The organism is Bacteroides difficilis, assembly GCF_048319815.1.
GTDB classification, from domain to species: Bacteria; Bacteroidota; Bacteroidia; order Bacteroidales; family Bacteroidaceae; genus Bacteroides; species Bacteroides zhangwenhongii.
In genome coordinates this window covers 3,693,265-3,718,353 of the sequence record NZ_CP182814.1, presented here as the reverse complement: position 1 = coordinate 3,718,353, position 25,089 = coordinate 3,693,265, and the positions used below count along the sequence as shown (strand labels likewise).

Genomic DNA, 25,089 nt, shown 5'->3' with positions numbered 1-25,089 from the left:
ACTACTTATTCAGGTCTATAATCATCACAACATCCAATTATCAGCCATACCAAAAAGCACAAATGACTCCCTCCTGCAAAAATATGTCCTTCAGCCATCATGTGTACCCCTACAAGAGCAAGAGCTGCAGCAAGTAACGCCCCTTCTGGAGTACGATATTTGATAGTGTTCAATCCTGCACGAAAAAACATACGACAAAAAAGCAAAAATCCTATGATTCCTGTCATAGAAAGAACACCCAACCAAGATGAGCCAAGTTCTATAATTCCAGACGATGGCTCATAATAATCCCCATTAGATACAGACACAAAACCAATACCATATAATGGACTGTCTTTAAACTCCTCTAATCGTATACTCCATTTTGCAGATCTAGAATTAACTGTACCCTCTTGCTCTATACGTTCAGCATTCTTTTGACTGAACCCAGACAATGCCCCATTCCATATAGGATATGTAACAGCGGCAAGAAAAATAACAGGCAATACACGCTTCTTAATAATGCTACTATCATTCGAAAAATAGTGCAAAAAAATGATACCTCCTACAATAGTTGCAATCAAAGAAGAACGAGAAGCAGAAAAGAACAACGAACCGATGCAAGCAATACAAAGAATCCAGAACCGTCTGTCCTCTCTTATCAATGCAAAATAGGCACAAAACAAAGTTGCAACACCACTCAAAGGACCGAGAATCATAGATTGTGTAGTAATACCACCAAATGTGCCAGCATTGTTTGTCAGATAATCAGAAATAAGTATTCCACTATTAGCACGCATGTAGTTGATGCCAAGGAAATAGCATACGAACGAGATTACAGATATCATAATGCAACATATACCCGTTCCATAAAACAATCCTTTACGCAAACGTTTAGCGGCTTCATTCTGTATCAAAGGAGAACAGAATAACAGAACCAATATGAACAGACCTAATCGTGGCCACGATTTGAATAATGGGTCAGGTTGACTTAACAGTATTGACAATGGCAAGTATGCACACATTGCCACATACAGTCCATTAAGTTTTACTCCCTTCAACAATAGATATAGGACAATGCAGATAATCATAGCATTATCAAACAGTGCTATAGGTAAATATAAAAATCCCAATACGCGTGCCGACAACAATATAGCAATAATCATCGGCCACTTACCTGCATATTCTATAATCAGTTCTTTTATTTCCTTTATTTTTAGCATAACGTAACGAGGTAGTCCAAATATTTTCTAATCAGCAAATCTATGTCCCATTCATGCATAAGCCTCTGTTGTTGAGGTAAGGTTATATAGTCAGATATTAAGTGAGCGAGCTTCTGATAATCTTTTGGTTTTATCAGCCATCTATCTCTTTCGTTCACAGGTATATACTCCGAGTAACCTTGATTCACACAACCCATGTAAGGCACTCCACATGCAGCAGCCTCTACATATACACAGCCAAACCCCTCAAAATAGGATGGTAAGACAAACAAATCCAAGCTCTGATAATATTCTGGAAGTTTTTCATGCGCTACCTCCTTCGGCCATTCTATATATTTTGCCAAATTGTGATCAACAATATACTGTTCGCACATCGAGCGCATCTCTCCTGTACCCAACAATGACAGTCTAAGATTATTGTATCCTTTAGCTAAAAGTATTTCAAAAGCCTTGATTAACGTAATATGATCTTTCAAATCATTAAAATTCGAGACACATCCTATACGGAAGATTCCTCTCGAAGTTTCTGAAACTTTTGAAATCTTCATAAACAAATTCGTATCAACTCCATTATACAATACATAAGTTTCTTTGGGGTTGATGGCCGAAAGGCCTTTGCAAAGTTTTAGAGACCGTATGCAGTCTTCGTAGATTTCCCCCTTTCTAGGATTGGGAAATTGCAACAGGCATTCCTTACAAGCCTCACTAATACAAATGTGTAAGTCAACCTTATTATACAGTTCGATTGCTTTCTTTGCACGATAACGAATATTAATTCGATTGTTACGCAACCTAACTCCACTTCGCAAATTAAATGGATCCAAATCGTGATGCTGAAGTAAAACCTTGATATTTGGGTTCAATTTTTTCAACGCAAGACCACATGCAGCTCTCATTGATACATGACAATGCACAAAAGCAATATCTTCGGGATAAATACCAACATCAATGACTTTCCTGACGAAAGATTTGGCATTAAAAACATTAAAAAAGCCATTCAAAATATTCGAAGGTATTTCTCGTGTTTTGTAATGATATACCGGAATATTCTCGATTACATAATCTTCATTATCACCCCCTCCCATAAACACTGCTATTTCATAGTCTGAATTCCGTCGAATTGCCTTCACTTGATCAAGTATATAAGCTCCTCGCCAGTTTCCTCGGGACGGAAAAAAGGGGGTTACACAAATATAATATTTATTTTTCTTCATAGAGCAAATTCTAACAAAAATTCAAAGTGTAATTATTTTTCTGATATAAAAGAAGACTGTTGTATATGCCGAAACGAATAACAGCATAAATATAGAAGAAACCATACAATACCACAATTGCCCGCACAAACCAAAGAACTTCATCATTAAAGTACCAAAGTACACCTTTAACTATTTAATCAAAAACTTTTCCCTTACCTATAAGAAGATAGAATGCCCACAAAGCAGATACAAGGACAGCAGGAAGGTAAGTCTTAAGCAGTCGTTTCTGAAAAAAATCTACGAGTCCAAGATGTTGCTTCATTCCGCTCTTCATCAGACCGTAACCTGAGAGAAAGAAAAAGATGGCAACACCAAGGTAGCCCGCTTGTGATGAAAACAAGAAATAAAATAAATTTCCAGCACCAGCCGCCATTCTCCACTGACTGTAATGGTGCATTGCAACCATGATACATGACAGAAATTTAATAAAATCTGTTACATTTCTATTCATGCAACAATGATGTGTTCTGTTTATTGATATCAGTATCTTCCCCCCACGTACTTAGAAAACATAGACTCCTATCACAATAAACTCTCAATTAGTTCTATCCACCTGAGCATCACCTTTTCGGCATCATACAATTTCACCGATTCTATTGCAGCTTTCGACAAACGTTCTCTTTCGACATCGTTTTCCATAAGGATGGCCAGTTGCCTAACATATTCATCAGTGTCAAATGGAGTTATTAGCCTTCCGTCCTCACCATCACGAATGATATATCTTAGTGCCGTATATGAATCGTAAGCCAGAGGCACGCAACCATGTTGCATACCCTCTGTCAGCACCATGCCCCAACTTTCAAACGAAGATGTCATACAGATAAATGCAGCCTTCTCATAATAATTTTTGGGGTCTTGTACACCTCGAAAAAAGCATCGCTTCAACCCCAACTTTGCCTGGAGTATTCTCACCATCTTGCCATCAGGACCATCACCAAGAATATCCAATGACCAATCGGGATATCTATCCTCAAGTCTTGACCATATCTTTAGCATATCAGTCGTACGTTTATGCCATTCTGCATGTCGACCAACCCATAAGAGATTCTTCTCTTTTGGCACCACATTTACATTATCAAAAGAGTTAAAATTAGGGATGATCACAAATTTGTCATCTGTCGCCTTGGGAAAAAAGAATCTATATTCATCTTTAAATTCTGGTACAAACAGAACGACTTTATCACTTTGAAAATATACTGAGCTCAACATTTTTTTTATGACACGTTTCCAGTTCCATCTACGCAACCAGTTTAGCTTAAGCCTAGAAAACATGGCATAATAGGAGTCATGAATGACCGACACTATTTTTACATCGTCAGGAATAGCTGATCTGCTTATGTACGATAATAACCCAAATTGGTTAATTATAATATTTATTTTATGCCGATCAATAATTTCGAGAATCTGTTCCTGCGCTTTTCCTTGCTCTAAAAAGAACTGGGTGATATGCTGTTCATACTCTCCATTATTCGTTTTATCTACAGACAAGAATGTTACTGAATGTCCTACTTTCGACAATTCTTTGGCAAGCGCATTAGAAACACGCTCTACGCCTCCCATATTCGTATTAATTTCCCGTGGAGAAAAAATCAAAACATTTGCCATACTATTTCTTCTTTCCTATCATCCAAGGTATATAGTTATTGAATATATATATCAATGGAAACTCTAACATTACAATAATAACAAAACATAGATAAGGATTCCATCCTAAAGGCTTAAAAATATGCATCCAAAGAGGCCAATGAGTAAGATAAAACACAATACTGTTTTGCCCAATGTATACTAGCGGTTTTGTGAACTTTTCAAATCGTTGGAAAAAAAGCAAACTTTGACATCAGATATTACAACCTTTAAAAATCCAAGTGCCACCCAATATACAACAAACAAAAGATTGTAAAGTACATATGGAATAAGCAGTCCTTTGATGTTGCTACGAGTAATATTACTGAATGTTTTTTAAGTGTTGAACGTAAGCACTCAATTTAGGGCATCCCCCTTTGAAAGGGCACTTTTCAGTGCCCTAAACCGAGTTTTGTTAATTAATTAGTCTTGAATTTAACATTGGCTGGTAGCCAAAGTGATTTTGTCAGGAACCATGTTAACATAATCCCTGCATCCGTTAAAGATATTTTTGAAAAAAGTTCCGATGAAGTTCCAGACAGAACTGCCATGAAGCTTTACCGTTCCAATCACACTGTGATAAGTTGCTGCCATCTCTGCACCGGCATCACTACCATAATGAAGTGAATTATTGCGTTGGGTAGTCAGCTTTCGAATGGTTCGCTCAGCCAGGTTGTTGTCTATCGGTAATTCACCATCATCCAAGTAAGCAAAGAGCTCTTTCCAGAACCGGTTCAGATAATTGAGAGCTTCTTTATAATACCGGCTTCTAAATTCTGAATCCTTTGTCAGTTCACTGTCCAACAAGCTGCGTAACTCTATCAGAAGTTCCTTCGTTGCCAGGCTTTGCCTTTCTCGGAACCTTTCCTTGGGAGTTAATCCGGCATCATCGTATTTACGCTCCCTCATAAAGAACTCCTTTAAAATTTCGGAAAAGCGTTCTGCAGTCGGTTCACCACCCTGATTGGAAGCCTTGACAAACTTGTTCTTGGCATGTGACATACAAACCTGGTGTACAGTATCTTTAAACCGGGCTGATTTCAGCTCATTGCCGATAAATACATAAGCATTGTATCCGTCGGACATAATACTCTTCAACTCTGCATCGCCCAAAAAGTCTGTAAGTACATCACGACCGCGCGAGCCATTCTCATAGAAGAAAATGGCTGTTTTCTGAGCCTTGTTGACCAGAACCCAAATATAGCACTTCTTATAGTGATCGTATTTACGCACCTTACACCAGGTCTCATCGCAGTTCACTATCGAGTCTTTTTCCAAAGCTATGGACTTCAATACACAGACCAATTCATCCAGGTATGTCTTACCTTTCTTAAGCCAGTTGCGCAATGTGTTTTTAGAAACGGTCATGCCCATATCTGTCAGCCATTGGTGAAGAAGACCGAAAGTCACATTCTTCACATAAACTTCATAGGCGATAGCCTGCAGAAATTCAGGAGTAGCTTTAGTACCCTCGAATCTGGTCACCACCTCCGGATGGCCTTCAGAAGGGAAATAACCCCACCTGGGCTTTTTACCAGGCTCTGCATAATGAACCATCTCAAAACATTCTTCCGTAAGGAAAGTACGGAAACTGAACACCCGTACCATTCTCCTTTCAATGATGCGACCGGGAACCTTTGTCAAATCGGAAGGATGCTCTGTCGCCTCTCCAACTACTCCCATCCTTTTATAACCGTCAGGGCGATTGGATAAATCACGCTCTTTCCTGGAAGACTCTTTTACCTCTTGAGATGGAGCATGATCAACCGAATCCGTACGAAGCGTATCATCGGTTCCATCATAATCATCTTTCTCCTTCCGGCGGTCTGAATCACTTGTTTTAGCTTTAGATTGTATCTTTTGACGTCTATCACCAAAACGTTCCTGATGGGCATAATCAAGTTTTTCTTGAAGTGATTTTATCTTACGCTCAGCCGATTTGCGAAGTTTATGCTCTTCCGATAACCGATTTTCAAGGTCAGCATGTTTCGATTCCATAGAGGACACCTGAGCCTTCAGATCCTTCATCTGAGCCATAAAATCCTCCAAAACAAGCTTCATGGCATCACTTGTCAACCGAAGATCCTGATTCTGTTCGGCAAGGTATTGTATGTACCGCTCTTTCTGATCCTCTGCCATACCTGCACTATAATTTATAGGGTTGCGTGAGTAGGTTTCCCTACTCAACAACTCTCGTTTTGTTGTAATTATATCTTGCAGATCGATCATACTTAAACCTTTGATTTACAGCATTAAAGGTAATAAAATAATCACAAAACCGCAAGTGGATAAATAGATTGATTATCTGATTTTTAATGTTTTAACTATAGGATTCTCAAGAATCAAAACCACGTCCTTCCAGGCAATCCGATAAACAATATCTGCCCCGTTCCGCTCCACCTTCATGAACTGATAGCCTGCCACAAACTTCTTTTCGAACAGACTATATGAACGATTATCAAATGAAAACATACGGACTATCCTGCGATTGCGAGACATGACTATAAAGACGTCTCCATCATTGGGCTCACGGTGAAGCCGTTCACGAATGACAGACAGCACACGGCTGTGCTTACAACGCATATCGGTAAAGTCACGGACATAATAAAAATGATTCAGACCGGTAACACTCAACATAACCCCTCCAGTTTCTCTACCATACGAACCAAATCCGGGTAGCTTAAATTCTTTTGGGACAAATGCAAGCCATTGCTGATACGAATCTCAACCCAAATACGAACCGGGTGATCATTTCTGCCTGGTGATACCGGTTGAGATTGATCAATGTCACTGGATTTTTCCTCATGACCAATTGCAGGAGCACCATCAACCTGGACTTCAACTACTTTTCTACGGGTATCCCTGTACCATTTCTGAAAGATGTTATAAGGAACTTTGTTCTTAACACAAAACGATTGGAGAGATTCTCCATGAGGCAAAGCCTCGGTCTGGTACTGAAAGTAAAACCTTTCAAGATCTTCACTGCTATACATAAATTCTAAAATTTTTGTTCGCAGCGAAGATAGAGATTTCAATTATGAGCCAATTTTTGACTGCTTACGTGTTGAACAAGTATCCACTCACAACAAAAAATAATGGCATATGTATCATGAAAATCATTGGCAAGATATCTGGGTTAGAATACTCAGAATGTCCCATTACTACCAACAAGATACCTATTGCCTTTGCCCAATCTATCCATCCTTCTCTTTTACGGTAGTGCGTACTTGGGCAGGGAATATTTCGATTCATAAATACTTAAATTTCTCTAATCAATTTCTCCCACTGATTAATAATACTATCTAATTCAAAACGAGATGTAGATTGCATTGCTTTCACTCCCATATTAATTCGAAGATCCTCATTATCCATCAAAAGAGAAAGTTTTTTTACATACTTGCTCTTATCAAAAGGAGGAATTACAAATCCTGTTTCGCCATCCGAAATTAAATCCTTTGCAGCTGAGTAGGTGTCATACACCAAAGGAACAACACCGCATTGCATAGCTTCCACTATTACCATCGGCATGCCCTCATTCAGTGAAGTCATACACATAATACTTGCTTTCTCATAAAAAGGCTGTGGAGCCACATTTCCCTCGAATGAAACCCCTTTTATATTATGCTGCTTAACATACGCCTCTAGAGATAATTTGTAATCGCCACTACCACATATTTGCAATATCCAATCATTGTGATTAGGCTGTATAGACTTCCAAATATCAAGTAAATAATCTACGCGTTTAGGTGCATACTGCAAACGCCCCATAAAAAGGACAATCTTCTCTTTTCGGCATAAACTATTAGCTATTGTGAAAGTATTTGGATTATATATTGATATGATTTTACTAGTATTTTCCACTCCTGCCATCTTTACAAACTCTTGTATGTACGAAGGACTCAATACAATCACCTTGTCTGAATGCTCATACATATATTGATAGTTTGTACAAAAGTTATGATAATGCATCATTCTGTTAAGAGGGACCTTTGCCCATTTAAGTAAATTGATGATAAACTCTTTAGGATTACGTAACTTAAGAGGTAGATTTAGAGAGCGATAGTAGTAACGCAATGACTGCATCGGACAAAAGTGAAGCTCCGTGATAATCTTTACCCCCTTGATATGTTCATTGCTAAACAGGTAAACATCATCTGTATTTCCTGCTTCATTTATAATAATATTAATAGCATTTTCCCTACAAAAATTATTGATGAAATTGATATTTCTTTCAGTGACACCATTAGTATCAGGAAGAAAAAAACATGAAATATCATATTTTCCAGGTATAGCTATTCGGGACATATAATACACATTATATCCTCTTGTTTGAAGCCCATGTGCAATATTATCTGCAACACGTTCCGTGCCCCCTCTACGTGGATTTATCTGAGATATAAAATAAAACAGAATATTCATAAATATTTACATATAATATACGCAAGATGGAACATTCCTTTGCTCATTAATTTATATTGAAGCCGGAATCGGCCGCCTGAAATATTAAGAATTTCCTTTATACGAGCTTTAATTGTAACATCACTAAAAATCATTTTGAACGGTTTCACACGATCTGCCCATTTTGTGGCATACAAAGACTGATTCAACACTACAGATATCTTCGCTGTCATCACGCGCATAACCTGTTCATGAGAATAGCTGGAAAGTCCAAGCTTCATATCCATAAGATCAAGCATCTTAAATAGATTACTGATAGAAGGATAAAAATCCCCCCCCCTTCGAACAACGGGGTTATAATCCAACTCCATACGATAGTGATAGCCAATAAAAGGAATTAAACTAATACTTGACTGATGATAAAGACACTGAAGCACGAAATAAAAATCCTCAAAGACAATCATACCCTTCAGGAATTTTATATTGTGCTTCTGTAAAAAGGAAGCTCTATAGCTCTTCAAGCAACTTGACTCCATATTTATCGTGTTCAACAAATAACCTATTTCAGAATGTAGGTTTACAGATGAGATATGACGATACACAGGAGTCCCCTTTATTTCAGAATAATATATATTACCATTATTGTCCTCATGATCTTGAGTGATACCCACAATATACATATCAGCATCGTCATCCATGTGATTCCCTACTTGCTGCAAATAATCCAACTCAATCCAATCATCACTATCCACAAACATCACATATTCTCCCTGAGCTGCTGCCAATCCGACATTGCGTGCATATGAAACACCCCCATTAGGTATATGAAAAACCTTAATACGATTATCATTCTTGGCATACTCATCGATGATTTCCGAAGTATTATCTTTGGAACCATCATCCACAATAATAAGCTCCCAATTGGGATATGTCTGCTTGAGCACACTATCAATACACTGACGTATAGCGTTCCCAGTATTGTAAGCAGGTACTATGATGGAATGTTTAGGATTGTTCATTTATTATATTCTTCCAATGCCTTATCTACAAATTCATCGAAACTCTTGAATGGTGCTTTGTGCTCTTTCTTCCATATATCATGGTATCCAGCAGTCTGTTGAGCTACAGAAAATTTCAAGCGATGATCATCTTCATCTCCCTCCATCCAAAATGGAAATTCTTCATACATCTGCTCAACCGTAGGTCGCTTTCCTGTCTTTTTATAAATGATACATGCATACCGTATAGCCTCTTCATAACTTTGCTTTTTCCTTTTTTCATAGTATTCTTCAATGGTGCATATTACTCTAGCAAGTGCACCTACAGCCACACTATTTGCAGGTATATCTTTTGTTACAATCGAACCAAAGCCTATGATACAGTTATCACCGATAGTAACGCCTTTCAAAACGGTACAGTTTCTAGTAATATATACGTTATTGCCAATGGAAACAGGACCTGACGATGGCAGAAATTCATGATAAATATTACCAAATACCTTTTTGACATTATCGTGCGTCAGTAGAAGGAAATTTTCAAGTATTGTACAATTATCTCCAATTTCTACAAGCAAAGGGCGAGTTACATCAACACAGGCAGTCTGGGGAGACCGAAAAAATACATTATTTCCAACCTGAACCCCTTGAGAACGCAAATAAGCTATAAATTCATTGGAAGTAACCATATGCTTATGTCCTAAAAATAATCTCAAAATAAATCTTTTTATTCTCTTACATAAAATAAACAAGTTTGTCATATTCTAAATTATTTGGAATTTCAGCAACAATGCTAGATTGAAAACAAATTATTTTAATGTTCAACATTCCCCAAAATACCTTACCGACAATTATACAAATAATCCTTTGGATTATTTGTCATTATCTTTTCTATTAGGTCGGCTGAACGGTTTGTACTTTCATCAATAATAACAATCACTGCTACATTTCAATAATCTCTACATAATAAATATAAATATTCCTTACTATAATCTTCCGTATTATAAGCAGAAATCCCCACAACAGTCGTATATTCTAGCATACTCTTAGTTCCACAGTGTTCGTTGTAATCTTAATATTTTTGCAAATATTTTTTTTATATTTTCCATATATTGATATAATTTATACCTCCAAAGAGCTGAAGAAAAAGCCATCAGTCTCTTATATAAAAATGGTTCCTTTTCCCTTATATAGCACATTGCCTCCGAATCTGCATATCGTTGAATGCGTTCCTTTATTTCTACAATTCGATAAAAACCTACTGATTCAAAGAAGAGAAAGCACAAACGAATATGCAATAGCAAAAACAATTGAAGACTAAATGAAAGCTGCTCCAACATTCCAGCTTCTTTTACCCGCTTTTCCACCTCGCATGTCGCATCAAAGAAGTCAATACACTTTTGCAAAGTAGGAATCCGAGTTACAGAAGTTAAAGACATAAAATAGTTCACCACTGGAGTGGGTATATAGACAATATTTGTAGCTTTCAACATGACTGAGGTTAATAATATCTGGTCCTCTGCTATCAAATAATTTTGAGACAAAAAAATATCATCAAACAGCTCCTTCCGATATAATATTCCCCACAAATAAAAATTCGGAAAATATTGGAATGTAAAGTTCAAGGCATCAATATTAGAATATACTTCCGAACTACCCAACCTATGTACCAATTTTTTTTCTTCATTTCTATTTATTCGTTGAAAATCACCTACTATCATGTCTACTCCACCCTGATTCATTCTATCATACAACATTTCCAATACATTACTATCATAAAGAGTATCATCTGCATCCAAAAAGAAAAGATAAGGTGCACATGCTTTTTCTATTCCTAGGTTCCGTGCATACACTACACCTCTATTTTCCTGATGAAAGACACGAACCCTACTATCTAAATTAGCATACTGTTCGCATTTTATACCAGACAAATCAGAAGAGCCATCATCAACCAACAAGATTTCAATATTTGTCAAGGATTGACAAAGTAGACTTTCAACACAAGTTGCCAAATAAATCTCTGCATTGTACACAGGAACGATTACAGATATTAGTGCCATAAGCATACCTTTCTTTTTATAAGACTCATTATCATCACCCGTTGATTAGCATTCAGTACAAACAAATAAGAACCACCGAGAATAAGGGAAAAAGATAACAAAATTGAAATAATAAGTCTCAACCAACCTTCTTGAAAGAAATAATGTAATGCTATAAAAAAAGGAATGGAAAACAGCACTACTAATACAACAGGACACAGGGAGGATTGAAAAAAACTCCAAAAATGAAATTTTTCAAACTTTAACTTGAAGATACGTAAGTTTACCAGCAAAATTAGACTATTGGACAGTAACATACAGATGAAGGCAGAAATCGGAGTATCACAAAAATGTAGTACACCATAAATACTTGGTAGTGTCAACAAATAAAGACTACCAGTCACAAAACTAACTTCTTTCATTTGTCCAGTTGCACGAATTGGAATAATGAAAACACTATTCATCAAACCTATCCAATTGGAAATAAGCGCAATCTGTGCAAAGCTTACAGTATACTCAGGTACGATTCCCAGCCAAACTGTTAATACAAAGTTCATTTCAAAAATAAAAGGAACTGAAAGTAATGCAAACAATATTGACATAAACTTACAACAAAAAGACATCAGTTGCTCCATATATGCTAAATTTCCAGCAGCATATTGTTTTATAATCTGAGGGTTAAATGCTGACAGAATATTAATTACCATATTCGAAATCGTTGTTTGTACAACTGACGCAATTCCCACCGCTGCATTTACTACGGTTCCCCAAAAAATATTGATCAACATCACCACACCCTGCTGGCGGACTGTGACACTCATATTACCATATAAATCCCATCCAGAAAAAGAAATCATAGGTAGGAGTATTTCCCGTTTCCATCTCCACTGGAAATGACATTCTCGAAAATGTCGCAAGCAATATAAACGGTATATCATCATCACAATAAAAGAAGAAAAAAACATCAATATAGAATATAGTATAAGTTTATCCCAATTACCAATAACCAGTAAATAGACAATAATCAATTTCAAACAGACATTCAGTATTTCAATATAGGCATAAAAACCAAACTGTTCATGAGAAGTAATACTTGCAGAATAGGGGACCTGAATGATTCCTATCATAGCTGTCAGAATAGAAATTTGAAAAACAATGGCAGCAGCATTCATTCTCCCTTCCGGTATGACTAACTTCCCATACAAAAAATATAACCCTATAGTTTCTGCAATTATGAAAACAATCACCGCAATTCCAATATGTACCAACAAAGCACTGCTGAAAGTTTCTTTCAAACGATTCAAGTCTTTTCTTCCTAATTCAAAGATTAAAAAACGAGAAGTAGCCCCACTCATCGCAGAATTCAAAAAACCCAGTATTCCGACAACCCCACCAACAACATTGTAAACCCCAAAGTCCTCTACTCCAAGAGTATTCAATATAACCCTTGAGGTATATAAAGATACAAACATTGATATCCCCATACGTATATACAACAGGATTGTATTCTTTGCAATTCTTTTATTGTTATCTGAAATAGATGTCATGCCTTTCAATTTTGTTTGATTATATAATGCTGTGAAACTTCATTTGTAAATACTAATTATTTTTTCCATTAAATATCAGCATTTACCACCGCCAAGAGTTTCCATTTTAACATTCATAATGACTTTTTATGCTAAAAATATGTTAGCGTCCAATTTTGACGTATACCTCAAGGAAAGCCGCCACAGGGCGGTTTCCTAATAAATAACGTCAAAAAGGATACTGATTTTTAAAATTTATTGTTAGTTCAATCCGATAGTCAAGGGCAATAAATGTTCATAATCCCTACGTCCTTTAACAATCTCGCTGAAAAACCTCTTGAAATAATCCAGCACAGCCACACCCTGCATCTTGCATGTTGAGATGATGGTATGATACACCAACGAGACACGGGCCATCCTATCACTTCCGAACGAGTTCTTCCGCTCACCCGCCAAGGGGCAAATAAATCGTTCGGCAATGGAATTGTCGATTGAATAAGAACCGTCATTCAAGTAAGCGAACAACTGAGTCCAAAAAGTATTCATATAACTTATGGCCTTCTCCATCAGATCCCCCCAGGTCGGATGAGCGTCACTGAGCAAGGCGTCAAGCTTGCCGCGTAACTTGATGATTATTTCTTTCGTCTTTAAATTATTCCGGCAAAACCTTATCTGTTCAGGAGACAACTTACCTTCTTCATACTCACGCTCCAGTTTGTAAAGCTCACCGATCAGCTCCAATATGAATGCGGCATCCTCATCATCACCCTGTTCCAAAGCATACTTGAACTTCGAACGGGCATGGGGCATGCAACAAAGATGTTCTATATCTACCATATGATCATCCAGATACATATAGATATTATAGCCGTCCGACTGAAGGGCTTTCACCTGACTGTCACCCAGGATATGCTTCAGGGCATCCCGTCCCCTGGAACCATCCTCGTAGCAATAGATTACCACTTTGGAGAGTCTGTTGACCAGACACCATATGTATTTCTTCTTATAGCATCTTTCACGCCTTACACGGCACCAGGTCTCATCACAGTTGACAATGGAGTCCTTCTCCAGACAAGTGTTCTTAAGATAAGTAACCAGCCCACAGAGATGAATGGAGCCTTTTTCCAGCCAATTGGTCAGACTCATGCGGCTCACACGCATCGATTCACCGAATAATCTGTACATCTCACGATAAAGAAGCGTATCCAGAATATATTTGTTGAAAGCAAGATAAGCAAGGAAAGAACCGGAGGCGTGCGTTCCCGGAACAACGTCAATGATTTCAGGATGGCTGCTGAAAGGGAAATAGCCTTCGTGAATTTTACCGTCAGCCGTCTTATAGCGGATAACCTCGTAATCATGCTCCACCAGCCTGCTTACCTGCTCGTAGGCATATTTTCGGAAACGTTTGATGCTGACGGAACCTGCGGGAAGCCGGCCGATGTCACTGTTGTGACAAACCGTATTGTCGGCACTCATGGTACGGTAAGCAAGTCCCTGGCGATAAAGACGCGACTCCTTTGATTTTGCTTCGGAACCCTCTTCCTCCACCGCTTCCCCACCAGCCTCCGCAGACGGAGATCCGATGGATTGCGGAGTTCCGTCGAAATCATCCTTGTCACGGATAAGGTCTTCTACGTCCTTCACACGCTTTTTACGGATTCCCTTCTGGCTCTTGCATCCATAAAGGTTCTTGTTACGGACTTTCAGCCGCTCTTCCAAAGCTGTTATTTTAGACAACAGATTACTGTTCATCGCTTTATAAGCGTCCAGCTCCTTTTCCGCAGCCATGGCGGCCTTCTGCAAGGACAACAGTTCGTCAATCTTGGACAACAGCGCGTCTATGCGAGCCTCGTCACGACGGATGCGTTCGGCATCCCGATCACAGGAAGCCACAAGCTCCATGATCATTTTAGATTTCTCCTCAGGTATCATATCTGAATATGGGGTCTTCAAAAGGGGCAGGAGTATCCTCCCGTTCCTTAAGCTTCCTTGCGGAAGAAAGCAGTTTCATTCGTTCCAACTCATTCATATTCAGTATCTTTGTTTCCTCAAAGATACAAAAAAACAATGAAATAAAAGAATATTTCAACTACTTTTTATTTGTTAATTATTTGACTGTCAACTTTTTAACAACAGGGGATTCCAACAAGAGAATGACATCCCGCCAATTGATTGAATAAATACTTTCATTACCATTATAGGTTACCCGCATAAACTTGTAGCCGGGTCTGAAACGTCTCTCAAACATACTGCAAGACCGACGGTCATAGCTGAACAAACGCACCAGACGTAAATCTTTGGACATCACGATAAAGACATCTCCGTCTTCCGGTTCACGATTCAACCGCTGATGGATGATGGATAAGACCTTATCATATTTGCAGCGCATATCGTGAAAATCCCGGACAAGGAAAAAACGGTTGAGACCGGTTATATTCAACATAAGACCTCCAATTTCTCTACCAGACTTTTCAAGCCTGCGTAGCTTAAATTTTTCTGACTGATATGAACACCGTTGCTCATGCGGATGTCCACCAGGATTCGAAGTCCGGTACTCGAAGAAAGCAGGGTGTCCACTTCCAGAGTTCCTTCCGGAAGAGGGGAAGGAAGTTCCTGCATTTCTGATTCCGGCGAGGGAGCAGCCAAAACTTGAACAGGAACTATCTTCTTGCGGGTATCCTTGTACCATTTGGTAAACAGGTTATAAGGGACTTGGTTAGACAAACAGAATTGCTCAATCGAAACACCGGAAGGAACGCCTTCCAATTTATAGCGCAAAAATAGACGCTCAAAATCATTGTAACTATACATAAACTTGGCTTTTCATTTAACGAAAGCAAAGTTCTGACTTTTATATCGGTTATCCTATATGTCATTTTTGGATGCTAACGGCAATAAAATTGGATGTTAACGGAATTTTTGAACTAGAAATAAAAGAATGGTAAAAATATGCGAATAAAATTGCCTATCATTCGTTTCATATTACCTTTCCATGAATCCTGATTTTTAGAAAAAGATAGCGCTGTACTATCACTCCCTTCTACTCCACCCAAATGGGCCTCTCTCTTAAATCGTAATTTAATATTTCCTTTGCATGTTTTCACAAAAGCAAACATCACATCCTCCATAAAAGAACCATTGTAATCATTGCAAGAAGAGTATAATGGCGCAATCTCAATTTGGTAAAAGTTCTTTTTTACTCCAAATAATCTACATTCGAAACTATGACCATTCCATCCTGGCATAAACCAATCATACAGCCTATGATCTTTGATGTCACAATACATATCGAATCCTTGATATCCAAGTATCTTATCAGCTTTTTCTAGAAAATAGTTCAAATTATAAATTGGGTATCGCCCCGTTACTTTAAAAAAGTAACTACTCTTTTTGAGAAATTCAGAGATCTCTAAAGCTTTATTAATCATCAACATTTCATTAAATCCTTTACCTTTACTAATATCAAATTCATCTGGATTCAATGATACAAATTCAATTTTATTTTTATCAAATATAGGTAATTTAGCTTTTAAGTTTTCAATATTCCATCCTGAGTTTTCTGCAAAAACGATTTGACGATATTGGTCTTTTTTAAGAATATGTTCAATATAATAAGCTAAAGTTGCCACATACATACTTTCACGCTCTTCATTCGAGAAACATCCCCCCCTCATGCCTCTAGTGCTTACAGATGCAGTCATCAATAAAATAACCTTATTCATATTGCTTTAAGTATTTATTAATATAAGAAACCTCTTTAATTCGTTTCCATAACTTACACACGAAATAAAAATCAGCAGACAAAAGCTATCAAGTATTGACATAAAGACTAATCTAAAACCTCGTACTTACTATGCTTACTCTTAAACTCCGGCACTAGTACTTTCATCTGACGTACGATATCCATATCGTTATAGCCATCCTTAGTAATTTCAATAAGTTTGTTTATTTGTTCACTCACCTCATCATAACCTAATTCGCGTACAGAAGCTAGTTTTATCTTAGGATGTGAAGAGGGCTTAGTATTTTCTTCTTTATTCAGCAGTTCTTCGTAAAGCTTCTCACCATCACGCAGGCCGGTATACTTAATCTGTATATCCTGTGCTCCTGAAAGTAAAATCATGCGTTTCGCCAGATCTGCAATCTTCACCGGCTTGCCCATGTCAAAGACAAAAATTTCACCACCATTCCCCATCGAACCTGCTTGAAGTACAAGACGGCAAGCTTCAGGGATAAGCATGAAGTAACGGATGATATCGGGATGAGTCACAGTTATCGGACCACCGTTCTTAATCTGCTCTTTAAAGATAGGAATGACAGAGCCATTAGAACCCAAGACATTTCCAAAACGGGTAGTCACAAACTGAGTACAACCTTTTACCGCACCATCGGCAATAGCTTTATTAAGACTCTGACAATACATTTCACATATACGTTTTGAACAGCCCATCACATTGGTAGGGTTAACTGCCTTATCCGTACTTACCATCACAAACTTCTTGGTTTTATATTTTACTGCAAGATCGGCTATAATGCGAGTTCCATCAATATTGTTAACAACAGCCTCACCTGGATTATCCTCCATCATTGGAACGTGCTTATATGCGGCCGCATGGAACACATAATCGGGCTTATATTCCTTAAACACGGCTTCCATGTGGCATTTATGACTAATACTAGCGGTAAGGGTAAGAGCCGGAATGTCGGCAAACTTATGCATCATCATCAACCGTATATCATGTAATGGAGTTTCAGCCTGATCTATTAGTATCATTTGTGAAGGTTTGAAAGAGGCTACCTGACGAACAATCTCACTGCCGATAGAACCTGCTGCACCGGTAATCATAATACATTTACCTGTAAAAATCTTACCGATAGCCTCAAGATCGACCTCAATCTGGTTACGAGGCAAAAGGTCCTCAATATCAATCTTTTTAAGTTGAGTATGACGCAAGTCACTCTTTCCGTCCCATTCCTGACGCGAGTACAGCATGATTTTCACTCCGGCTTCGACCAACGAATCAATCATCTGTTGGTTATTACGCAGACTTTCCGTTTTCAATGGTGAAACCATCAATACCGTAGCTCCCTTTTGTTTCATCTTGGCTACAAGATTCTCGTTATTGGGATAAATCTTGGCACCCATCAATATATGTTGCCAGTCTTTGGCATCATCACTTACAAAACCGGCTACAACAAACTGTGACTCTTGCGAATGAATGCTTTTGGCCAGTGCTATTCCCCCTTCTTTTACACCATAGATAAACACTTTCTGGGCCGACGCACTTACAAAGTATATATCATATACATATTTTACCAAAATACGTATTCCCCACATTCCAGTTGTAGCCACAATGAAACTGATGAACAATACCTGCCATGAGAGCGGTACCAGTACTTGATCAATCGGGGTTAAATGACGAACAATAAACACTAGTATCACACCTATAAGATTAGCCATCGCCACACGATAAAGATCTACAAAAGACGAATAGCGAATGACACCATTATATGTGTGCATTATTCTGAAACCGATCAAATAGCCCAATAAGTAACAGCATAATGAAGACGTTATGCCAAAAATATTTGTAACAGTACTATAAAAACCGGCATAGAGTACTTGGGCAAACAGACCTGAAAAAACAACAATAAAGGAGTCAACACAAAGTATGAACCAATAGGGTAACGCTCCCTTACCGAAATACCAGAAAAAGAACTTTAATAGTTTATCTTTCATTTTTCAATTGATTTACGCTGAGAGTACTAACTATTATCTTTTACTTTTCTGTGTTATGTTCTCCATAACCATAGCCATATCCATAACGTTTGCCATAACCATAGTACTTGCCATATTTACCATAGCCATAATAATAACCATATTTCTTCTTCAGGAGATTCAGACCATTGATTACCGTACAAAGATTAGGTAGCTTGTTGCTTTCTGCCAGTTCATTTATTAACGTAAATTCCGCTTTACGGGTATAATCGGCACGACATACGTAAACTGACAGATCCGCTACACGACCAATAAGTAAAGTATCCGTAACCATACCAATAGGTGCGGTATCCAATATCACGTAATCAAAATCCTTTTTCAATATCTCAATCGCCTTATCCAAGCCATCACGAGCCAATAACTCCGTAGGGTTAGGCGGCACTGTTCCGCCCGGAAGGATATATAGATTTTTATTAACATCCGAAAGTTGAACGAAATCCATCAAATTCTTTTCCGGATTTGACAGATATTGGGTAATACCCTGCTCTTTTCGCGGGATATTAAAGACTTTGTTCAAACCGGGTTTACGAATATCAAGACCGACAATCACTACTTTTTTACCTAACAAAGAAAGGCTGATTGCAAGATTCGCAGAAATAAATGATTTCCCCTCACCACTAACCGTTGAAGTTACCAAAATCACTTTCTGATCACTCTTAAGCATAAACTGAAGATTGGTACGTACATTACGGAAAGTCTCACTCATTAAAGTATTCTGATTCTCAAACACCGCAATGGAACCCGTTCTCTCAGTAGTTAACGGCACATCGCCGACAATAGGCAGAGTAGTCAGTTTCTCTACATCGTTGCGTCCTTCTATTTTGAATTTAGTCAAGCCAATCAAGAAGATAATACCGACCGGCAGTCCTACTCCTACCACTAAAGCAATCATGTAAATCATTTTAGGTCTTGGAGAAACAGGGCCACCTTCCGCTACCGGTTCATCAATAATCTTTGCATTATTAGCCGTAGCAGCCAGCGTAATCGCATTCTCCTCACGCTTTTGGAGAAGCATCAGATAAAGCCCCGCTTTGATTTCCTGTTGACGGGCAATACTTACATACTGCCGTTCCTGTCCTGGAGCGTCACTGATACGACGGGAGAAACGACTCGCCTCACGATCCAAATCCGCTTTGACGATAAGCAATCCTTTCAAAGTACCATCAATAGCAGCCTGTACATTCGCTTTCATGGCACGAATGCTCGTATCCAGATTGACAATCATCGGATTGTTCTCTGTAGAAGTACGAAGCAAACGCTTACGTTCAAAAATCAATTCATTGTAACGATCTATCTGAGTAGTCAGACCATTATCGGACAAACCAATATTAGCCGGCAGCACTTCATATTCATTCGAGGGGTTATTGATATATTTAGTGAGATCACGAATCAGATTAATCTGAGTTCCATTTTCTACACGTTTCTTTTCGTATTCAGCATTTCCCGATACAGCCAACTGCGCATCACTGCTGATATCTGTCAGTCCCGCATTTCGTTTAAATGCTTCCAATTTATCTTCTGTACTCCCTAATTCTTGATCTATAATCTGAATACGTTCATTTATAAACTCCCTTGTTTTCTCGGCAACTTCATTCTTATCATTATTCGTATTCCGATTATACATTTCCATCAGCTTATTGATAAAATCCTGACCACGCTGTATATTCGTATTCATCAGTGAGACAACAGCTACAGAAGTCGTTTTGGAAGTAGGCGCTATATTCAGCATATTCTGGTATCCTTTTGCCACTCCAAATGGACGATTGACCATAGCACTGATATTTCGGATTTCATTTTGTCCTACTACTTTCCCATTTAATAAAGAATCTTTCAATGTAAATCCGAATGTACCTGCATCCGTAGGCAATACTGCCGGAAGCTTATCAAAATGTTTAGTATATTCGTTTACTCCAATCTTTAGCTGTATATCCAAACTACCCTTAGGAGCCAATTTCATATCAATCAAGGCTGTACCCGGCAATTGATCCGCTTCTTGACTTGTCAGATTTACGATTACCGGAGAAGTTTTATACAATTCTTTTTTAGGGAACTCATCCTCATCGTAATATTGAATATAAAGTTCCAGATTATTGACAACTTCTTTAAGAATCGTTTTTGAACGCAATACTTCAATTTCATTATCAATGCTCTGTGTAGAAGTAATCATTCCTCCTAATCCCAAACTTTCCAGATCAGCGGAATTTCCACCACTCTTCTTATCATCTTTTATCATGATAGAAGCAGATACCTGATAAACAGGAGTTTGGAAATGCAAATATGCCCAAGATCCAATCAAACATACCAGAACAGAAGCCACAAACCAAGGCCAATGAATTATGTACTGAAAGATAAGTTCCTTATAATCAACACTACCTTCTTCTATATCTCGTACATTATCCTTGTGCAAGTTTTCTTTCATTGTCATTCTTTTACTTTTGATATTTATCTTAGTATAGTTAATAATAAATTTGTTATTGAAAGTAAAACAGAAACACCGGAGATCCACAACCCTGTACTTACTCCAATATCTGAATTTTTAGCCTTAGTCTTATTAGGTGTTACGTAAACAATATCATTTTGCTGCAACTGATAATAAGGAGACATTACAGTTTCAGTCTTATTCAAATCAAACGTAATAATCTCCTGCTTATTATCCTGCCCCGTCCGGATCAACTTCACATTATCACGCATACCATAAATAGTCAGGTCACCAGCCATGGCAAGCGCTTCCAATAGATTAATCTTCTCGTTAGACACGACAAAACTACCCGGTTTGGCAACTTCTCCCAATACCGAAATCCGATAATTAGCAATACGTACAGTGACAAGCGGCGCTTCTTTCAGATACACTTTTAACTTCTCTATAATCAGGTTTTCTATTTCCAGTTTAGTCAATCCACCTACATGAATCTCTCCTAGCACCGGAAAATTAATATTACCCTGATTATCTACTAAATATTGTTGCGGAGCAGAAGATTCACTATCTGGATTTACCAGATTAAAAGGTGCAGCCAACTCCGGTGTAGAGCAAGACACAGTAATCATCAACAAATCTTTAGGCATTACTTTCACACCTATCGGTCTTCCTCCTTGCTCTATATCACTGACCTGAGTCATATCCTGCAAGTAAGGTACTTTCTTATATGATTGACAGGAGATTAACACAATAGCGAGTAACACTCCCAAAATCAATTGCTTCAGTTTTTTCATAGTCATCAAGCTTTATAAATTCACATCGAGAATAATTAAGGTGTTATCTAAGTATATTAACCAATAAGCTGGCAATAGATAACAAGACAGAAAATCCTGTAATCCACAATGTGGTACTTGGTCCAATGTCGGCACTCTGTGCTTTGGCTTTATTGGGAGTGACATACAAGATATCATTTTGTTGTAGCTGATAATAAGGAGACAGTAATAAATCCGCATCATTCAGGTTGAGTGTGATAAACTGCTTGTGACCGTTTTTATCTTCGCGAATCAACTTTACATTATCACGAACACCATAAATGGTCAAATCTCCCGCCATGGCAAGGGCTTCGAGTACATTAATCTGCTCATTCACTACCGGATAAACACCCGGAGAAGCCACTTCTCCTAAAACTGACACTTTAAAACCGGACATACGGACTACTACTGTAGGTCTTTCTTTAACGTATGCTTTCAGTCTCTCCGTGATCAGGTTTTCAGCTTCACGACTAGTTAACCCATTCAATGATAGTTTCCCTAGAACCGGATAGTTGATATTTCCCTGATTATCCAACAGAAAAACATTGCCTTGCGCATTGAAAGGTTGTGACACTGCCGGATCGGAAGTGGAAACAAGGATAGATACTTCATCACCGGGAATCAATCGTGCGTCCTGAACAGGTGCAATCTGTGCATTCGCCTGTTTCAAGACCTCTGCATCCTGTAAATAGGGAACTTGTTTATAAGATTGGCACGCCGAAAAGAAAAAAGAAAAGAGGATAAGTGCAAAAGCACCGGACAAATTCTTTTTCATGTAAATAGCGGATAAATGATATGAGTACTAATTTTTCTCACTGGCAGTTTCCACATACCCTATAGGCATATCTACGCAGGCGCAACCTAACAGATTCAGTCGAACGGCAATCTTAGTCTTACCATCCACATTGACCAGTTCACCGACCAATCCGGTCAGAGGTCCCTTGATGACACGTACTTTTTCACCACGTGCCAAAGGAGAGCTGTTCATACAAACAGCTTCTTCTGAATAATCAAGCATGAAACGGAAACGAGCCATCTGCTCATCGGGAATCACTGCCGGTGTGCTCTCACCTCGCATCACCATATAGCGACTAACTGTAGAAAAACTGAGAACCTCCATACGTTCCTTCGGATCGGCATGGACAAACACCATCATTGGAAGAAGAACTGCTTCTACTTTTTTACGCCGATCACTCCACTGATGAATTTCCTGTTGGACAGGAACAAAATTTTCAATCCCCATTTTGTCCAAACGCTCGGCAACTTTCTTCTCGTGATGCATACGAACCAAAGCTACATACCAACGTTTAGAGTGTGCTACGCCTTCCCCTGTCCCATTGCTAGGCCCAGCATTTACTGATTTTCGGTTTGTTAAAATCATGTTTTTTTACCCCATATGCATCCGTTACTTCTTAGGTAACGGATTTAAAATTTGTTGCAAAGATAGCCAAAAACATAGATAGTAAACAAGCAATCTTATATTTTTTTTCGTTTTATGTGATTTTTAGCATAGGAAAAGCCCTTGAACATGAAAATGGTTTTATTTTCATGCTCTATATCTTTGTTGTCTAAATCCAAATTTTTCTTATTGAATATCAAGCAAATTCGTGATTATTCCTCCTTACGCTTGCATTCTTCTCATTTTCATCATAGAGTATGTACCCAATGTATGTTATCCGTTACCTAAGAAGTAACGGATACTATTTACCACTGATTTACAACCTATTACCTTTAATTATCCTTTCACGCAGTAATTTTTAATGTAAGATAAATTTCCTTTATTCACTTCTGTCCGTTCTTCCAGTCCAAAGCTTTTCAAATAAGTTTGTGTAGTTTTTATGGATTTGTGTCCCAATGCCTCACTAATCATCTCAATGGATACTCCCCGATACTTGGCAATAGTAGCCCACGAATGGCGTAGCGTGTAAGAAGTGACCGGAGATTTCAGATGTAACGCCTTCGCCAGCTCTTTCAGATTTTTGTTAAATTGACGAAGGGCAGACTGATATTCCCGGTAAGCCTTTTCATCCTTCCTTGTCTTATCACCACAAAGAATATCAAGCAAATAATCCGGACAACCGGGTTGAGACTTCCGAACGCTCCGCAGTCGGTCGATCTTCACCATAGCGCTATCCAACACTTCTACACTCATCGGCGTTTTCGTCTTGATACGATTATAGCGAAGTATATTATTTTCAAGAGCCGATTTTTCCAAATGTGCCAGATCGGCAAACGACATTCCACAAAGTTGGAACAGCAGGGAAGCAATGTCCTGAATACGGCGCAAACGTTCCGATCGGGGATCATCAAACAAAAGCCTATGCAGTTCGGCGGCAGTCAAAGCCCTCTTCTGACAAACATCGATTCCCGTATAAGCCTCATGAAACAATCGCGGCACAAAAGGGGCATTACCCGCTTCCACCCCACGATTGTAAATGCTACGAAGCATACGCATATACGTAGAAATCGTATTAAGCTTCAACCCATTCTCGTAAAGATACTGCCCGTAAAGCCGCAGGCTCTCACGGGTGATTTGCCTGAACGACACATTACACGTACCACAAAACACACTGAAAGAAAAAAGAGCATTCTTATAGACATGCGCTGTAGAATATCTGCCTTCTTCACGTAAACGATCGATGTAGAGCTCGCCACACCGACTAAAACCTTTTTTGTTCGTCATTTGCACCATTAGTTATTTGATTATTATACCATTATTGGCAAGCGACAAAAGAACGAATCTTTTCGAAGATAGATCGCACTCTACAGAGAAAAAAGATATAATGTATTTTAATACATTCTTTATTTATTATATATATTAGTTGCCGCATGGGGTGCCGGAACGCATTTCGGGTATCTTCCGTATCCCCCATTAACAGGGCATTTCAGAAGGCATGAAGGGGTGCCGCATGGGGTGCCGCTCAAAAGTGTGGTCGATTCAATATAAACGACCGTATATTTTGTACCAAACGACCGCTCGTTTACACTCATCAGACCGTTCGATCGGTTCAAAACGAGCGGTCGTATTAATCAAAAGATACGG

At 38.4% G+C, this 25,089-nt stretch carries 23 protein-coding genes; all 23 read right to left on the bottom strand.

Translation table 11 applies throughout. The features are described 5' to 3' along the window. Positions 1-5: 5 nt before the first annotated feature. The 23 genes from ACNOGP_RS14305 to ACNOGP_RS14195 all read right to left on the bottom strand — a co-directional run bounded on the left by ACNOGP_RS14305 (position 6) and on the right by ACNOGP_RS14195 (position 24,729). Entirely contained in the window at positions 6-1,202 is a 1,197-nt protein-coding gene (locus ACNOGP_RS14305; RefSeq protein WP_418213107.1) for an O-antigen ligase family protein, read from the bottom strand. Beyond that, positions 1,196-2,416, bottom strand: coding sequence for a glycosyltransferase family 4 protein (locus ACNOGP_RS14300; RefSeq protein ID WP_418213106.1), 1,221 nt, complete (start codon positions 2,414-2,416; stop codon positions 1,196-1,198). The genes ACNOGP_RS14305 and ACNOGP_RS14300 overlap by 7 nt, the downstream gene beginning before the upstream one ends. A gap of 175 nt (positions 2,417-2,591) precedes the next feature. Next, positions 2,592-2,909, bottom strand: coding sequence for an acyltransferase family protein (locus ACNOGP_RS14295; protein ID WP_418213105.1), 318 nt, complete (start codon positions 2,907-2,909; stop codon positions 2,592-2,594). A 71-nt stretch (positions 2,910-2,980) separates the two neighbouring features. Next, the gene (locus tag ACNOGP_RS14290) at positions 2,981-4,063 is read right to left on the bottom strand and encodes a glycosyltransferase (RefSeq protein WP_418213104.1); all 1,083 of its coding nucleotides are present in this window, start codon (positions 4,061-4,063) and stop codon (positions 2,981-2,983) included. A 453-nt stretch (positions 4,064-4,516) separates the two neighbouring features. Then, positions 4,517-6,310: an IS66 family transposase gene (gene tnpC / locus ACNOGP_RS14285; protein WP_418213024.1), complete on the bottom strand. Its 1,794-nt coding sequence runs from the start codon at positions 6,308-6,310 to the stop codon at positions 4,517-4,519. Between the two features lie 72 nt (positions 6,311-6,382). After that, positions 6,383-6,718 (bottom strand): IS66 family insertion sequence element accessory protein TnpB, encoded by a 336-nt coding sequence (tnpB, locus tag ACNOGP_RS14280; RefSeq protein ID WP_349073185.1) that lies wholly within the window; start codon positions 6,716-6,718, stop codon positions 6,383-6,385. Next, complete coding sequence (locus tag ACNOGP_RS14275) at positions 6,712-7,074, bottom strand: hypothetical protein (RefSeq protein WP_418213023.1); 363 nt, start codon at positions 7,072-7,074, stop codon at positions 6,712-6,714. The genes tnpB (ACNOGP_RS14280) and ACNOGP_RS14275 overlap by 7 nt, the downstream gene beginning before the upstream one ends. Before the next feature lie 64 nt (positions 7,075-7,138). Next, positions 7,139-7,333 carry an acyltransferase family protein gene (locus ACNOGP_RS14270; protein ID WP_418213103.1) on the bottom strand — a complete coding sequence of 65 codons (195 nt, stop codon included), beginning with the start codon at positions 7,331-7,333 and terminating at the stop codon, positions 7,139-7,141. A gap of 6 nt (positions 7,334-7,339) precedes the next feature. Next, positions 7,340-8,500, bottom strand: coding sequence for a glycosyltransferase (locus ACNOGP_RS14265; RefSeq protein WP_418213102.1), 1,161 nt, complete (start codon positions 8,498-8,500; stop codon positions 7,340-7,342). Then, positions 8,497-9,498 (bottom strand): glycosyltransferase family 2 protein, encoded by a 1,002-nt coding sequence (locus ACNOGP_RS14260; protein WP_418213101.1) that lies wholly within the window; start codon positions 9,496-9,498, stop codon positions 8,497-8,499. Before ACNOGP_RS14260 ends, ACNOGP_RS14265 begins: the two co-directional genes overlap by 4 nt. Continuing rightward, positions 9,495-10,235, bottom strand: coding sequence for a DapH/DapD/GlmU-related protein (locus tag ACNOGP_RS14255; protein WP_418213100.1), 741 nt, complete (start codon positions 10,233-10,235; stop codon positions 9,495-9,497). The genes ACNOGP_RS14260 and ACNOGP_RS14255 overlap by 4 nt, the downstream gene beginning before the upstream one ends. A gap of 285 nt (positions 10,236-10,520) precedes the next feature. Beyond that, complete coding sequence (locus tag ACNOGP_RS14250) at positions 10,521-11,534, bottom strand: glycosyltransferase family 2 protein (RefSeq protein WP_418213099.1); 1,014 nt, start codon at positions 11,532-11,534, stop codon at positions 10,521-10,523. Then, a complete protein-coding gene (locus tag ACNOGP_RS14245) occupies positions 11,525-13,069 on the bottom strand; it encodes a polysaccharide biosynthesis protein (RefSeq protein ID WP_418213098.1) in 1,545 nt (514 codons plus the stop codon). Before ACNOGP_RS14245 ends, ACNOGP_RS14250 begins: the two co-directional genes overlap by 10 nt. Positions 13,070-13,300: 231 nt before the next feature. After that, positions 13,301-14,974, bottom strand: a complete 1,674-nt coding sequence (locus ACNOGP_RS14240; protein ID WP_418213097.1) for an IS66 family transposase — start codon at positions 14,972-14,974, stop codon at positions 13,301-13,303. Between the two features lie 175 nt (positions 14,975-15,149). After that, positions 15,150-15,485: an IS66 family insertion sequence element accessory protein TnpB gene (gene tnpB, locus ACNOGP_RS14235; protein ID WP_418213096.1), complete on the bottom strand. Its 336-nt coding sequence runs from the start codon at positions 15,483-15,485 to the stop codon at positions 15,150-15,152. Continuing rightward, entirely contained in the window at positions 15,479-15,853 is a 375-nt protein-coding gene (locus ACNOGP_RS14230; RefSeq protein WP_418213095.1) for a hypothetical protein, read from the bottom strand. The genes tnpB (ACNOGP_RS14235) and ACNOGP_RS14230 overlap by 7 nt, the downstream gene beginning before the upstream one ends. 113 nt (positions 15,854-15,966) lie before the next feature. Continuing rightward, positions 15,967-16,764 (bottom strand): hypothetical protein, encoded by a 798-nt coding sequence (locus tag ACNOGP_RS14225; RefSeq protein ID WP_418213094.1) that lies wholly within the window; start codon positions 16,762-16,764, stop codon positions 15,967-15,969. A 107-nt stretch (positions 16,765-16,871) separates the two neighbouring features. Then, positions 16,872-18,779, bottom strand: a complete 1,908-nt coding sequence (locus ACNOGP_RS14220) for a polysaccharide biosynthesis protein (RefSeq protein ID WP_418213093.1) — start codon at positions 18,777-18,779, stop codon at positions 16,872-16,874. A 40-nt stretch (positions 18,780-18,819) separates the two neighbouring features. Continuing rightward, positions 18,820-21,237 (bottom strand): GumC family protein, encoded by a 2,418-nt coding sequence (locus ACNOGP_RS14215; RefSeq protein ID WP_418213092.1) that lies wholly within the window; start codon positions 21,235-21,237, stop codon positions 18,820-18,822. A 23-nt stretch (positions 21,238-21,260) separates the two neighbouring features. After that, the gene (locus ACNOGP_RS14210; RefSeq protein ID WP_418213091.1) at positions 21,261-22,034 is read right to left on the bottom strand and encodes a polysaccharide biosynthesis/export family protein; all 774 of its coding nucleotides are present in this window, start codon (positions 22,032-22,034) and stop codon (positions 21,261-21,263) included. 37 nt (positions 22,035-22,071) lie between these two features. Further along, positions 22,072-22,821 carry a polysaccharide biosynthesis/export family protein gene (locus ACNOGP_RS14205; RefSeq protein WP_186968565.1) on the bottom strand — a complete coding sequence of 250 codons (750 nt, stop codon included), beginning with the start codon at positions 22,819-22,821 and terminating at the stop codon, positions 22,072-22,074. A gap of 27 nt (positions 22,822-22,848) precedes the next feature. Next, positions 22,849-23,427: a UpxY family transcription antiterminator gene (locus ACNOGP_RS14200; protein WP_195533932.1), complete on the bottom strand. Its 579-nt coding sequence runs from the start codon at positions 23,425-23,427 to the stop codon at positions 22,849-22,851. 354 nt (positions 23,428-23,781) lie between these two features. Then, positions 23,782-24,729, bottom strand: coding sequence for a tyrosine-type recombinase/integrase (locus ACNOGP_RS14195; RefSeq protein WP_287667890.1), 948 nt, complete (start codon positions 24,727-24,729; stop codon positions 23,782-23,784). Between the last annotated feature and the right edge of the window lie 360 nt (positions 24,730-25,089).

What these genes read in the sequence shown, in the direction of transcription:
- ACNOGP_RS14275 (WP_418213023.1), bottom strand. Translation starts at nt 7,074, where the DNA reads ATGTATAGCAGTGAAGATCTTGAAAGGTTTTACTTTCAGTACCAGACC.
- ACNOGP_RS14240 (WP_418213097.1), bottom strand. Translation starts at nt 14,974, where the DNA reads ATGATACCTGAGGAGAAATCTAAAATGATCATGGAGCTTGTGGCTTCC.
- ACNOGP_RS14200 (WP_195533932.1), bottom strand. Translation starts at nt 23,427, where the DNA reads ATGATTTTAACAAACCGAAAATCAGTAAATGCTGGGCCTAGCAATGGG.
- tnpB (WP_349073185.1), bottom strand. Translation starts at nt 6,718, where the DNA reads ATGTTGAGTGTTACCGGTCTGAATCATTTTTATTATGTCCGTGACTTT.
- ACNOGP_RS14260 (WP_418213101.1), bottom strand. Translation starts at nt 9,498, where the DNA reads ATGAACAATCCTAAACATTCCATCATAGTACCTGCTTACAATACTGGG.
- ACNOGP_RS14220 (WP_418213093.1), bottom strand. Translation starts at nt 18,779, where the DNA reads ATGAAAGATAAACTATTAAAGTTCTTTTTCTGGTATTTCGGTAAGGGA.
- ACNOGP_RS14230 (WP_418213095.1), bottom strand. Translation starts at nt 15,853, where the DNA reads ATGTATAGTTACAATGATTTTGAGCGTCTATTTTTGCGCTATAAATTG.
- ACNOGP_RS14295 (WP_418213105.1), bottom strand. Translation starts at nt 2,909, where the DNA reads ATGAATAGAAATGTAACAGATTTTATTAAATTTCTGTCATGTATCATG.
- ACNOGP_RS14255 (WP_418213100.1), bottom strand. Translation starts at nt 10,235, where the DNA reads ATGACAAACTTGTTTATTTTATGTAAGAGAATAAAAAGATTTATTTTG.
- ACNOGP_RS14205 (WP_186968565.1), bottom strand. Translation starts at nt 22,821, where the DNA reads ATGAAAAAGAATTTGTCCGGTGCTTTTGCACTTATCCTCTTTTCTTTT.
- tnpC (WP_418213024.1), bottom strand. Translation starts at nt 6,310, where the DNA reads ATGATCGATCTGCAAGATATAATTACAACAAAACGAGAGTTGTTGAGT.
- tnpB (WP_418213096.1), bottom strand. Translation starts at nt 15,485, where the DNA reads ATGTTGAATATAACCGGTCTCAACCGTTTTTTCCTTGTCCGGGATTTT.
- ACNOGP_RS14250 (WP_418213099.1), bottom strand. Translation starts at nt 11,534, where the DNA reads ATGGCACTAATATCTGTAATCGTTCCTGTGTACAATGCAGAGATTTAT.
- ACNOGP_RS14305 (WP_418213107.1), bottom strand. Translation starts at nt 1,202, where the DNA reads ATGCTAAAAATAAAGGAAATAAAAGAACTGATTATAGAATATGCAGGT.
- ACNOGP_RS14225 (WP_418213094.1), bottom strand. Translation starts at nt 16,764, where the DNA reads ATGAATAAGGTTATTTTATTGATGACTGCATCTGTAAGCACTAGAGGC.
- ACNOGP_RS14265 (WP_418213102.1), bottom strand. Translation starts at nt 8,500, where the DNA reads ATGAATATTCTGTTTTATTTTATATCTCAGATAAATCCACGTAGAGGG.
- ACNOGP_RS14215 (WP_418213092.1), bottom strand. Translation starts at nt 21,237, where the DNA reads ATGAAAGAAAACTTGCACAAGGATAATGTACGAGATATAGAAGAAGGT.
- ACNOGP_RS14290 (WP_418213104.1), bottom strand. Translation starts at nt 4,063, where the DNA reads ATGGCAAATGTTTTGATTTTTTCTCCACGGGAAATTAATACGAATATG.
- ACNOGP_RS14300 (WP_418213106.1), bottom strand. Translation starts at nt 2,416, where the DNA reads ATGAAGAAAAATAAATATTATATTTGTGTAACCCCCTTTTTTCCGTCC.
- ACNOGP_RS14195 (WP_287667890.1), bottom strand. Translation starts at nt 24,729, where the DNA reads ATGACGAACAAAAAAGGTTTTAGTCGGTGTGGCGAGCTCTACATCGAT.
- ACNOGP_RS14210 (WP_418213091.1), bottom strand. Translation starts at nt 22,034, where the DNA reads ATGACTATGAAAAAACTGAAGCAATTGATTTTGGGAGTGTTACTCGCT.
- ACNOGP_RS14270 (WP_418213103.1), bottom strand. Translation starts at nt 7,333, where the DNA reads ATGAATCGAAATATTCCCTGCCCAAGTACGCACTACCGTAAAAGAGAA.